At 58.8% G+C, this 11706-nt stretch carries 12 protein-coding genes; 11 read left to right on the top strand and 1 reads right to left on the bottom strand.

From position 1 onward, the window contains the following. The first annotated feature begins 142 nt into the window (after positions 1-142). From hemA to BM035_RS03305, 4 genes are read left to right on the top strand one after another with little or no spacing between them, the layout of a single operon-like run. On the top strand, positions 143-1432 hold the full coding sequence (gene hemA / locus BM035_RS03320; protein ID WP_092030308.1) for a glutamyl-tRNA reductase: 1290 nt from the start codon (positions 143-145) through the stop codon (positions 1430-1432). Further along, entirely contained in the window at positions 1429-2517 is a 1089-nt protein-coding gene (gene prfA / locus BM035_RS03315; protein ID WP_092030307.1) for a peptide chain release factor 1, read from the top strand. Before hemA ends, prfA begins: the two co-directional genes overlap by 4 nt. Continuing rightward, positions 2507-3358 (top strand): peptide chain release factor N(5)-glutamine methyltransferase, encoded by an 852-nt coding sequence (gene prmC, locus BM035_RS03310; protein WP_008176340.1) that lies wholly within the window; start codon positions 2507-2509, stop codon positions 3356-3358. Before prfA ends, prmC begins: the two co-directional genes overlap by 11 nt. Positions 3359-3372: 14 nt before the next feature. Beyond that, the gene (locus BM035_RS03305) at positions 3373-4119 is read left to right on the top strand and encodes a HesA/MoeB/ThiF family protein (RefSeq protein WP_092030384.1); all 747 of its coding nucleotides are present in this window, start codon (positions 3373-3375) and stop codon (positions 4117-4119) included. 152 nt (positions 4120-4271) lie between these two features. On the opposite strand, the gene phrB is transcribed toward BM035_RS03305, so the two are convergent. Next, positions 4272-5675, bottom strand: a complete 1404-nt coding sequence (gene phrB / locus BM035_RS03300; RefSeq protein ID WP_092030305.1) for a deoxyribodipyrimidine photo-lyase — start codon at positions 5673-5675, stop codon at positions 4272-4274. 165 nt (positions 5676-5840) lie between these two features. Here phrB and BM035_RS03295 point away from each other — a divergent pair, with 165 nt between their 5' ends. The 7 genes from BM035_RS03295 to BM035_RS03265 all read left to right on the top strand — a co-directional run bounded on the left by BM035_RS03295 (position 5841) and on the right by BM035_RS03265 (position 11652). Further along, positions 5841-6650: a hypothetical protein gene (locus BM035_RS03295; protein ID WP_092030303.1), complete on the top strand. Its 810-nt coding sequence runs from the start codon at positions 5841-5843 to the stop codon at positions 6648-6650. Between the two features lie 51 nt (positions 6651-6701). After that, entirely contained in the window at positions 6702-7562 is an 861-nt protein-coding gene (locus BM035_RS03290; RefSeq protein ID WP_008176333.1) for a mechanosensitive ion channel family protein, read from the top strand. Beyond that, positions 7543-8040 (top strand): ATP-dependent zinc protease family protein, encoded by a 498-nt coding sequence (locus BM035_RS03285; protein ID WP_092030302.1) that lies wholly within the window; start codon positions 7543-7545, stop codon positions 8038-8040. The genes BM035_RS03290 and BM035_RS03285 overlap by 20 nt, the downstream gene beginning before the upstream one ends. Then, positions 8037-8942: a 30S ribosomal protein S6--L-glutamate ligase gene (gene rimK, locus BM035_RS03280; RefSeq protein ID WP_008176329.1), complete on the top strand. Its 906-nt coding sequence runs from the start codon at positions 8037-8039 to the stop codon at positions 8940-8942. The genes BM035_RS03285 and rimK overlap by 4 nt, the downstream gene beginning before the upstream one ends. Positions 8943-8945: 3 nt before the next feature. Next, positions 8946-10010: a succinylglutamate desuccinylase/aspartoacylase family protein gene (locus BM035_RS03275; protein WP_008176327.1), complete on the top strand. Its 1065-nt coding sequence runs from the start codon at positions 8946-8948 to the stop codon at positions 10008-10010. A 14-nt stretch (positions 10011-10024) separates the two neighbouring features. Beyond that, positions 10025-10450 (top strand): secondary thiamine-phosphate synthase enzyme YjbQ, encoded by a 426-nt coding sequence (locus BM035_RS03270; RefSeq protein ID WP_092030300.1) that lies wholly within the window; start codon positions 10025-10027, stop codon positions 10448-10450. 224 nt (positions 10451-10674) lie between these two features. Further along, positions 10675-11652: a TAXI family TRAP transporter solute-binding subunit gene (locus tag BM035_RS03265; RefSeq protein WP_008176323.1), complete on the top strand. Its 978-nt coding sequence runs from the start codon at positions 10675-10677 to the stop codon at positions 11650-11652. Positions 11653-11706 lie beyond the last annotated feature (54 nt).

The raw sequence follows: 11706 nt of genomic DNA, 5'->3' as shown, positions 1-11706 counted from the left end.
AAGCACCTGATCTTGCCCAACCTGTCCGCACTTGCCGAAGCTGCGGTGGTTTTGGGTGGCAGCTCAGGCCGCTGGCCGTTAAAATGTCCAGTAATTGCGCGTCTCTAAACCGCTCATCGGCAAAAGGTTGTACAACCACGAAATGGCACTGGTAACGCTGGGAATCAATCATCGCACGGCCCCCGTAGAGCTACGGGAGCGAGTGGCGTTTACGCCCGAGCGTATGGCGGAGGCGTTCGCCGAGCTGCGTGCGACGTCAGGCGCCACCGAGGCGGCGATACTGTCGACCTGTAACCGGACCGAGCTGTACCTGGCCGGCGATGATGACTGCGCCCCCATGGTGCTTCGCTGGATGGCCGGCTTCCATGGAATGGACGCCGCGGAACTGGAGGAAGCGCTGTACGTGCACCGCGATGGCGATGCCGTCAGGCACATGATGCGAGTGGCCGCCGGCCTGGACTCCATGGTGCTTGGCGAGCCACAGATCCTCGGGCAATTGAAGGATTCCTATTCCCTGGCCAGGGAACACGGCGCCAGCGGCTCGTTCCTGTCCCGATTGTTCGAACATACCTTCTCGGTCGCCAAGCGCGTGCGGACCCAGACTGCCATCGGTGAAAATCCCGTTTCTGTTGCCTACGCAGCGGTGAGCATGGCGCATCACATATTTGCCGACATGTCCCGCAACAAGGCCCTGTTGATCGGTGCCGGCAAAACCATCGAACTGGTAGCCCGGCACCTTGCGGATGCCGGCGTGAAAGACTTCCTGGTGGCCAACCGTACCCTTGAGCGGGCACAGGCACTGGCAGAATCCCGTGGTGGCAAGGGCATTGTGCTGTCCGAGATTCCGGAACATCTGGCCGATGTCGACATTATTATTTCTTCAACGGCAAGCCCATTGCCGATTCTTGGTAAAGGTGCCGTTGAGCGAGCCCTGAAGAAACGCAAACACCGCCCCTATTTCATGGTGGATATTGCCGTGCCCCGGGATATCGAGCCGGAGGTGGCCTCGCTGGATGACGTGTATCTCTACACGGTGGACGACCTGCGCCAGGTTATCGAAGAAAATATCCGCTCTCGTGAGGGTGCGGCCCGGGAGGCCGAGAATCTGGTGGCGTCCGGGGTTCAGGATTTTCTGAACCAGCTAAGGGCGCTGGATGCGGTGTCCACGCTCAAGCAGTTCCGTCAGCGTGCCGAAGTGCTGCGCGATGCGGAGACCGAGAAAGCCCTGCGCGCCCTGCGCAATGGCACAGATCCTGAAACCGTGCTGCGCAGTATGGCACGCGGCCTCACCAACAAACTCCTGCACGAGCCCTCTGTGCAGGTTCGCAAGGCCACCACAGAAGGTCGCACCGAGGTGACAGAGTGGCTGCGTGAGTTGCACCAGCTGGATGCACTGGACGCGGACACGACGACAACCCCGGAAAAACTATGAAGCCATCGATCCAATCCCGCCTCGAGCAGCTTTCTGACCGCTTCGAGGAAGTCAGCGCATTGCTTAGTGATTCTTCCATTATCTCCCAGCAGGACAAGTTCCGGGACCTCTCTCGGGAGTTCGCCGAGATTGAGCCCATTGTTCATTGTTTCCAGGCCTGGCAGCACTCTCTGGATGACATCGAGGCTGCGCGCGAACTGGCGAAAGACGGCGACGCCGACATGCGGGAGATGGCCGAGGAAGAACTGCAACTTGCCGAGCAGAAGAGCGAGGAGCTCGATGAAGAGCTCCAGCGCCTGATGCTGCCGAAAGACCCGAACGACGGCAAGAACGTATTTCTGGAGATTCGCGCCGGCACCGGTGGTGACGAAGCTGCCATTTTTGCCGGCGACCTGTTCCGGATGTATCTGCGCTATGCCGAGCGCCGGCGCTGGCAAGTGGAGGTCCTGAGCGAGAGCGAAGGCGAGCACGGCGGCTTCAAGGAACTGATTGCGCGCGTGGCCGGTGACGGAGTGTATGGTGCCCTGAAATTCGAGTCTGGTGCTCACCGGGTGCAGCGTGTTCCGGAAACCGAATCCCAGGGCCGGATCCATACCTCCGCCTGTACTGTGGCGGTGATGCCCGAGGCCGATGAGGCCGAGGCCATCGAGCTCAACAAGGCGGATCTGCGGGTAGACACGTTTCGTGCGTCAGGTGCTGGCGGCCAGCACGTGAACAAGACCGATTCGGCGATCCGGATAACGCATTTGCCAACGGGCATTGTGGTGGAATGCCAGGAAGAGCGTTCCCAGCACAAGAACCGCGCCAAGGCGTTGAGCCTGCTGGCCTCTCGGCTTCAGAATGCCGAGACCGAGCGGCAGCAAAAGTCCATGGCCGAGACCCGCAAGAGCCTGGTGGGCAGTGGCGACCGGTCCGAACGGATCCGTACGTACAACTTTCCCCAGGGGCGGGTGACGGATCATCGGATCAACCTCACCCTTTACAAGCTCGACGAAGTCATTGCCGGTGACCTGGACGCCGTCGTCGTGCCTCTGCGGCAGGAGCACCAGGCCGAGCTGCTCGCCTCTCTCGCCGATGACCAGTAAACCCTCACTGACCTGCGAAGCCCTTCTGAAGGAGGCATCCAGCCGAATTGAAAGTGATTCGCCGAGGCTGGATGCCGAGCTGCTGCTTAGCAACATTACGGGGCTTAGCCGAACCAGTTTCCGGGCCTGGCCGGAGCGGGAAGTGACCAATGCTCACGCTGAGGCCTTTGAGGCGCTTGTGCAGGAGCGCGTGGCCGGCAGGCCTGTGGCACATTTGTTGGGGCATCAGGAATTCTGGTCACTGCCGCTGAAAGTCAGTGCCTCCACCCTGATTCCAAGACCGGATACCGAATGCCTGGTGGAAGTTGCTCTTGCTTTGCCGCTACCACCGCAAGCCAGTGTGCTGGATCTGGGAACAGGGACGGGCGCCATTGCCTTGGCTCTCGCCAGTGAGCACGTGGGCTGGCGAATATCTGCCTGTGATGCCGAGCCCGAGGCAGTGGCACTGGCCCGTGAAAACGCCGTTGCCCTTGGCCTGAACCTTTCCGTGGTCCAGAGTTCCTGGTTTTTGGGGCTGGAGCCAGAGAGGTTTGATCTGATTGTCTCCAATCCACCCTATATCCCCGATAGCGACCGCCACCTTGAGGAAGGGGACGTTCGATTCGAACCTGCCTCGGCCCTGGTATCCGGGAGCGATGGCCTGGATGATCTGCGGCTGATTATCAGCCAGGCGCCGGACTGGCTGGTTGAAGGCGGCTGGCTTCTGGTTGAGCATGGTTTCGATCAGGCAGAGGCCGTGGCACAGTTGTTTCACACTCGCGGGTTTAAAGCCGTTGAGACCCGGCAGGATTATGGCAACCGGGATCGGATGACACTCGGACAATGGTCTTCGGGTGCCTAAAAGTGGAGATGCAGATGCTCAGTGACGACGAATTATTGCGCTACAGCCGGCAGATCCTGATGCCCCGGTTCGATATTGCCGGCCAGGAAAAGCTGCAGTCGGCCAGGGTTCTTGTGATCGGTGCCGGCGGCCTGGGGTGTCCTGTCGCTTTGTATCTGGGCGCCGCAGGTGTCGGGACCCTGACCCTGGTGGATGACGATAATATCGAACTGGCCAACCTTCAGCGCCAGATCGGTTTTGAAACCTCGCAGCTGGGTGAATCCAAAGCGGAAAGCCTTGCCGATCGGATGCGTCGGATCAACCCGCTGGTGTCCGTTATCGCCCTGAATCAGCGCCTCGAAGGTGAGGCTCTGACGCGGAAGGTCGCGGAGGCAACCCTGGTGGTGGATTGCACGGATAACTTCAACACCCGGTTTGCGCTGAACCGTGCCTGTGTGGCGTCGAAAGTGCCGCTGGTGTCCGGTGCGGCTATTCGGGGCGAGGGACAGGTTTCGGTTTACGACAGCCGGCGGGAGGAAAGCCCCTGTTACCATTGTCTTTATCCGGAACAGGGCAATGAGGATCTGACCTGTTCAGAGGCGGGGGTTATTGCGCCACTGGTCGGGATGATCGGGGCGACCCAGGCCATGGAGGCCATAAAGGTGATTTCCGGGGTTGGCTCTCCTCTGGTGGGGCGATTGCTGATTCTGGATGCCTGGGAGATGCAGTGGCGGGAGATGAAGCTGGCTCGGGATCCTGATTGCCCGGTCTGTTCTGGCTGACTTTGGTGTCTGCGGAGTTGGCGATGGTCTGCCCAAAACACGCCGTGAATACGTCCCTGTAGGCTCCGCTCCGCCATCCATGGCTCCGCAGGGTTTTGGGCAGACCATCGCCAACCCCGCTTCCGGGTTTTGAGTCAGCCCTCCAGAGACTTTCAGTTCTTCAACTCTTGGAACTTGGCTATAGCCTCCTTCCTGCTTTCTTTAAGATCAACGATCTGCCTCGGATACCCCTTCGGAATAACACCACCTTTCGTACCCGGATCGTGAATCCGTTTGCTATCCAGTTTCGCTAGCTCCGGTACCCACTCCCGGATGAAATCCCCATCGGGATCGAATCGCTCGCTCTGGGTAACCGGGTTGAAAACGCGGAAGTAGGGGGCGGCGTCGGTGCCGGTGGAGGCGCTCCATTGCCAGCCGCCGTTGTTGGAGGCCAGGAAGCCGTCGATCAGTTTTGACATGAAGTAGGCTTCGCCCAGGCGCCAGTCGATGAACAGGTTTTTGGTGAGGTACATGGCGGTGATCATGCGCAGGCGGTTGTGCATCCAGCCGGTCTGGTTGAGTTGGCGCATGGCGGCGTCGACGATGGGGACGCCGGTGTTGCCGGTTTTCCAGGCTTCGAACTTGTCGCCCGGGGTGTTCCATTCGAGGGCTTCGGTTTCCGGTTTGAAGGCGCGGTGCATGCTGACCCGGGGGTAGTGGTACAGGATGTTGATGTAGAAATCCCGCCAGGCGATTTCGGTGATCCAGGTTCCCAGGCCTTCCTGGTTGCCGCCGGCGCCCTGCGCCTGCCGGCCGGCTATCAGGCATTGCCGGCCAGAGAGAACACCGTTGGCGAGATAAGGGGATATCTGGCTGGTGCCATCGATGGCGGGGAAGTCACGCTTTTCCTTGTACGCACCGCCGCGTTTTTCGAGGAAGCGCTCGAGCTGGTCGTGGGCGGCATCTTCACCGGTTGCAACGAGGGGCTCGGGGGCGTCTCGAAAGGCTTCGGGTATGGTGTCGATCTGTTCCGGGCTTACGGCGTTACCCCTGGCTTTGGGCGTTGGGAAGAGACCCGGATGGGTTTCTTCTATCCAGCTGCGCCAGCGTCTCGAAAACGGTGTGAATACGGAGTAGGGGTCATTCTGTTGGGTGAGGATCTCGCCTACTGGTGCAACTGTCTGGTCGCGGTATTTGCGAACGGCAATGCCGAGTTGATCAAAGCGGTGTTTCAACGCCTTGTCGCGCTTGCGCTCGTTAACGCCGTACTCCTCGTTAAAGTGCAGCGCTGTCACCCCGTGCTCTTCGCAGTGGCTCTCGAGTTTGCCAAGGCTGTCGTCGAAGCGTTTTGCCTGAATAAAGGACAGCGGTATACCCAGCTTGGCCAGCTCTTCGGCCAGGGCGTTGGCGTGGGCGACGACGAATTGCACCCGGGCCGGCGACCAATCGTGTTCCTGCCATTGGTCCGGGGTGAGAATAAAACAGGCTCGCACCTCTTCGCTGCTTTCGCAGGCGGCTGTGAGGGCGGGGTTGTCGGCAACCCGGAGATCGTTTCGGAACCAGACCAGTTGTGTCATCCGTAATCCATAGTTGTCTGAGGGATTGATGTAAGTGTAATTACAGCCCGGTGTATCAATAAAATCACCAACTTGGATATTCGCCCGGGCTGGCTGATTGGATTATAGTTAGGATACTTTTACAGCAATTCAGCCGGCCGATCCTCAAGGAGTTCTGTGGCAGGAATGGAGAACAACAGCGAAGGTCGCCGTGACGGCGTTTGGGCCCAGCCTTATTCACTGGCTTCCGGCCAGACCCAGTATCATCAACTGGGTCATATTCGTTTGTGGGTGACTCTGTTGGACCAGGAATGGCAGATTCGTTCAGAAACGCTGGAACTGGATACGGATCCGGCCAGCTGGACAGAAACCATCGGCCACACTCTGCCTTCGGCTTCTGTGCCGCTGCAGCGTTTCATTCGGGAAAACCAGTCGTCGACCGTGACATTCCTGCCGGCACTCGCAAACATGCCTACCGTGATTCGTCCTTTCCAGCCCCTGACGATTCCCGCCGGCGGCCGTTGCACAATCTACGTGGGCACGCTGGTCTGGATGAAGGTCTGTGCCGGCGACAAGCAAACCGTGTTGACGGAAATTCCCCTGGCGTCGCCTTCGATGACCTGGGTGGGCAGAAATACCATGGAGGGCGAGCTTTGTTATACCTCTCATAGTTTTGCCCGTCTTGTGCTTGAGGCGGTGCCGAAACGCCCCTGGCGAGCCGTCACGCCGGTGACGCTGATCAACCGGCGGGATGAGCCCCTGCTGCTTGAGCGCTTCAGTCTGCCCACGCCGTTGCTGTCATTGCACCAGAACGATCGGGGCCAGCTCTGGACGCCGGGGGTAACCGTTGAAGTTGAGACCGACATGAATTCAGCGAGTCTGCATGTGGAACAGTCGTTGCTGGCCGCAGCGGGCACCTGCCGGCCGGTGGCGGATGCTCGTGAAAAAATGGCCCGCGGCCGGCTTGTCCGGGCGTTTGACCGGATGTTTGGCTGAAACGGATCTGATGGAGTCGACGCTTTGCTGGAAACAATGCAAACAGGCGTAATGCAGTTTTTTACCGATATTGCCTGGGGGCAGTGGATCAGTTCCGCCTTTCTTGTTGTGTTGGGGCTGTTCCTCGGGTCTCTGGCGGCCCGCAGTGTCGGCCGTTTCATGGCGCAGCGCACCTCCCGCCATCATACCGTCATGGTTCGGCGGCTGGTGTTTTACGTCATCGTGGTGCTGTTTTTTGTGGCGGCCCTGCGGGAGGCCGGGTTCTCTCTGGATGTGGTGCTCGGCGCTGCCGGTATCCTCACCGTTGCCATTGGTTTTGCTTCTCAGACCTCGGCGTCGAACATGATCAGCGGCCTGTTTCTGCTGGTGGAAAAACCCTTTGAAATCGGTGACTTCATTGAGGTAGACGCGACCATCGGGGAAGTCGTCGGCATTGATATGCTGAGCGTGAAGTTACGCACGCCGGACAACCTGTACGTGCGGATTCCCAATGAAACCCTGATCAAGACAAGGGTGGTCAACCGTTCCCGGTTTCCGATACGCCGGCTCGACCTGACGGTGGGGATTGCCTACGCTGAAGATGTAGAGCGGGTGGAAAGTCTGCTTCTGAATCTGGCAGAAAAGAATCCGGTCTGTCTCGAAGAACCCAAGCCCTTCACCTTGGTGACAGCGTTTGGTCCATCCTCGGTCGATCTGCAGTTCTCTTACTGGGTGCCGAAGGAAAAGGTGCTTGAAGGGAGAAGCGGCATGATGGTCGCGATCAAGAAAACCCTGGATCGGGAAGGCATTGAAATTCCGTTCCCCCACACCAGCGTTTATGCGGGTAGCCATTCAGAGCCGTTCCGTGTTCAGCTGTTGGGGCCGGAAAAAATCACTGAAAAGGATCTCCCGGATGTCGACAAAGACAGCTGACGTTATCAAAACCATCCCACCGACCCCCGCCGAGAGTAAGATGAGTCTTGGCTGGCGGGAATGGGTGGCGCTGCCGGACCTGGATATCAGCCGTATCAAGGCGAAAATCGATACCGGAGCCAGAACTTCCTGTCTCCACACGTTCCGCACTGAACCCTACACGGAAAACGGTGAACGGCGCGTGCGCTTCTGGGTTCATCCGGTACAGAACGATCTTCACCAGGTGGTGGAGTGTGACGCCAGGGTGCTGGATGAGCGGAACGTGTCTGATTCCGGCGGCCACAAGGAAATGCGCCTGGTCATCGAGACCACGCTGCTGATTGGCGGCCAGAAATGGCCCATTGAAATGACATTGACCAACCGAGATTCCATGCGGTTCCGGATGTTGCTTGGCCGTACCGCTATGTCAGGGCGCTCAGTGATCTATCCCGAAGCTTCCTATCTTGCCGGCGAGCCGGCCTTAAGGACTGAAAAATGAAAATAGCGGTACTGTCACGAAACCGTCACCTCTACTCGACCCGCCGTCTGGTGGAAGAGGGCATTAATCGTGGCCACGAAGTGAAGGTGATTGACTGCCTTCACTGTTCGATGAATATCACCTCGGCCAATCCACAGATCCACTACCACGAGGAGGTCCTTGAGGATTTCGATGTGGTGATTCCGCGGATCGGTGCATCGGTGACGTTTTACGGAACGGCAGTATTGCGCCAGTTCGAGATGATGGGCGTGTTTCCGGTGAATGAATCAGTGGCTATCAGCCGTTCCCGGGATAAGCTCCGCTCGCTGCAACTGCTGGCCCGTAAGGGTGTGGGAATGCCGATTACCGGTTTCGCGAACAAGCCGGACAACGTTCCGGAGTTGCTTCAGATGGTGGGCGGGGCGCCGGTGGTGATCAAGCTGCTGCAGGGTACCCAGGGCATCGGCGTGGTGCTGGCAGAAACCCGCAAGGCCGCGGAGAGTGTTATTGAAGCCTTCATGGGCCTGAAAGCGGATATTCTCGTGCAGGAATTCATCAAGGAAGCCGGCGGTGCCGATATCCGTTGCTTTGTGATCGGCGACAAGGTGATCGCGGCCATGAAGCGTCAGGGTGCCGAAGGCGAATTCCGTTCGAACCTGCACCGGGGCGGCACTGCCTCCCTCATACGCATCACCCCCCAAGAGCGCAGCACGGCCATCAAGGCCGCCAAAGCCATGGGTCTGAACGTTGCCGGTGTTGACCTGCTCCGCTCCAGCAGGGGGCCTCTGGTAATGGAGGTGAATTCGTCGCCTGGCCTTGAGGGCATCGAGAACGCCACCGGCAAGAACGTTGCCGGCATGATCATTAACTGGACCGAAAAGAATCAGAAGCCCTGGAAGACCCGGACCAAGGGGAGAGGCTAAAGCATGGCTCGTGCCCCCTATGAAATTGCCGGGACCCAGGTAAAGGCCGGAACCCGGCAAACCGTGGAAGTTCCGGTCGCCAAGCTGTACACCCATACGCCGCTGCACATTCCCGTTGAGGTTGTGCACGGCCGGCGAAGTGGCCCGGTATTGATGGTGTGTGGTGCCATTCACGGTGACGAGATCAACGGTGTTGAGATCGTTCGTCGGGTGCTCACCAATTCGGCGTTGAGGCACCTTCGGGGCACGTTGGTTGCGGTGCCTATCGTGAACATTTTCGGGTTCGTGCAGCGCACCCGATACCTGCCTGACCGGCGGGATCTGAACCGCTGTTTTCCCGGCAGTGAAAGTGGCTCCCTGGGCGGGCGTATTGCCTACCTGCTGCGCACCCAGATTATGGAGCGGGTGACCCACATTATTGATTTGCACACGGGTGCAGTTCATCGATTCAATCTGCCGCAAATTCGTGCCGAGCTGAAAAATCCGGAAACCGTGCGCATGGCCGAGGCCTTTGGTGCCCCGATCATAATCAATTCGGGGCTCCGAGAGGGAAGCCTCCGGGCCTACGCTGATTCACAGGACATTCCGGTAATCACCTTCGAAGGCGGAGAAGCTCTGCGATTTGATGACGTGGTGATCGGGAGCGGTGTGAAAGGGGTTATTCGGGTGATGCGTGAACTCGAAATGATCCCGGCGAAGAAGGGGCCCAAGGCACCGAGAAAGCGGTCTGAAACCGCGGCCAATTCCCAATGGGTGCGGGCGGATATCGATGGGATCATGAGGCCTGTCGCCCGGCTGGGCCAGAAGGTTCGCAAAGGCCAGAGGCTGGCCATGGTGGCGGATCCCTTCGGCGAATCGGAAACCGCGGTGGTGTCACCCTGCTCAGGTATCGTGATCTGCGTGAATAACCTGCCACTGGTGAACGAGGGTGAGGCAATCTACCACGTCGCCCGATTTGACGAGCTCAGCGAGGCGGAAAAAGCGATGGATTATTTCCGCAGCAGCTACGAGGGCGATGTCGGCGACGATGTGGTTCCCGTGCACCCCTGGGATGACCGGCAGAAATAACCGAGAGGGCTGTCATGATCTGGGATCAGTCGTTTATCGAGTTGGCGCCGCTGCCGCGGGGGTTTCATCTGGTCACCAATGAAATCCTTGCCCAGGCGCCGGACCTGACCAACTGCGAAGTCGGCTTGCTGCACCTGTTCATCCAGCATACCTCCGCTTCGCTGGCGGTGAACGAGAACGCCGATCCGGATGTGCGGGGCGACCTGGAACGCCATTTCAACTTCATGGTGCCGGAGAATGCGCCGCACTATGAGCACGTTATGGAAGGGCCCGACGACATGCCGGCTCATATCAAAAGCATCCTGGTCGGCCCCTCGCTGACCCTCCCGGTCAGCCATGGTCGCCTGGCACTTGGAACCTGGCAGGGACTTTATCTCTGCGAGCATCGGGATCGAGCCGGTAGTCGTCGTATTGTGGCGACTCTTCAGGGTCGCTGGTAGCCAGAACCCGAAACGCCCTACGTGTCGGGATTCACCCATCTGCTCTTTCCGATGGGTGGATATCCACCCATTTTCCAGCGCCTGACCTTGCTCTGATTTTAGTAAGGCCCTGTTTTTCCGAATTAATCGAGATCTGGTCTGCTCCTTGCTGATTGGGTTACCCACCGGAGCTGTTAGAGCTTCGTTGAGCACCCAACAAACAAAATGAATCGGGAGCATTCCTTATGAAAACCCAAGCCGTAATGGCGGTGGCCTTTGCCTCCACCTTCGCAGTCGCAACCCCCGCAACAGCCCAAGATCGTTCGGACTGGCCGAGCAACTTCACCGTTGGCACCGCCAGTCAGGGTGGAACCTATTTTGCCTACGGTTCCGGTTGGGCCAACTTTGTGGCTGAAAACCTGGGCGTTTCCGGTGGTGCCGAGATTACCGGCGGACCGGTTCAGAATATGGCGCTGGTGCACACTGGTGACCTGAAGTTTGGCCTGACCACCATGGGCCCGGCTCGTGAATCCATGGACGGTAACAGCCCGCTTGCGCCGGGCATGAAGATGGACAACGTCTGCGCCATGTTCCCGATGTACGAAACACCGTTCTCGGTGACCGCGCTATCCAGCTCTGGCATTACTTCCATCGCCGATATCCCTGATGGCGCCACGATCGGTTTTGGTCCGGCGGGCTCCACCTCGGACACCTACTTTCCGCGCATGATGGAGACCCTGGGTGTGAACTTCGAACGCCGCAACGGCAGCTGGTCTGATCTGGGCGGTCAGCTTCAGGATGGACTGATTGATGTGGTTGCCTTCGCCGCCGGTATTCCCATTCCTGCGGTCAGCCAGCTGGAAGTGCAAACCGACGTGAACATCATCGGTATGAACGATGCCGAGGCCGAGACCATTATCAGCAACTTCCCGGTGTCCGAGTTCATCATTCCGGCGTCCACCTACCAGTCCCTGGATGCGCCTTCCCGCGTGGTATCCATGTGGAACTTCGCGATGGTCAACTGTGATGTATCTGAAAGCTTCGTGTATGAAATCACCAAGCTGACCATGGAGAACAACGACAAGATGGTCTCCATTCACAAGGCGGCCCGTAACTCGGTACCCGAGAACTACACAAAGAACAACGTCCTGCCCTGGCACCCGGGCGCTGCGCGTTGGTTCAACGAGAATGGTTACCCGATCGAAGACAGCCAGATCAAGTAACAGTGCTCGAGCAGGAGGCTGCCCTGCAGCCTCCTGCAATGTATGGCCAGCCGA

Source organism: Marinobacter sp. DSM 26671 (genome assembly GCF_900112835.1).
Taxonomy (GTDB): domain Bacteria; phylum Pseudomonadota; class Gammaproteobacteria; order Pseudomonadales; family Oleiphilaceae; genus Marinobacter; species Marinobacter flavimaris.
This window is presented reverse-complemented; position numbering and strand designations above follow the sequence as displayed.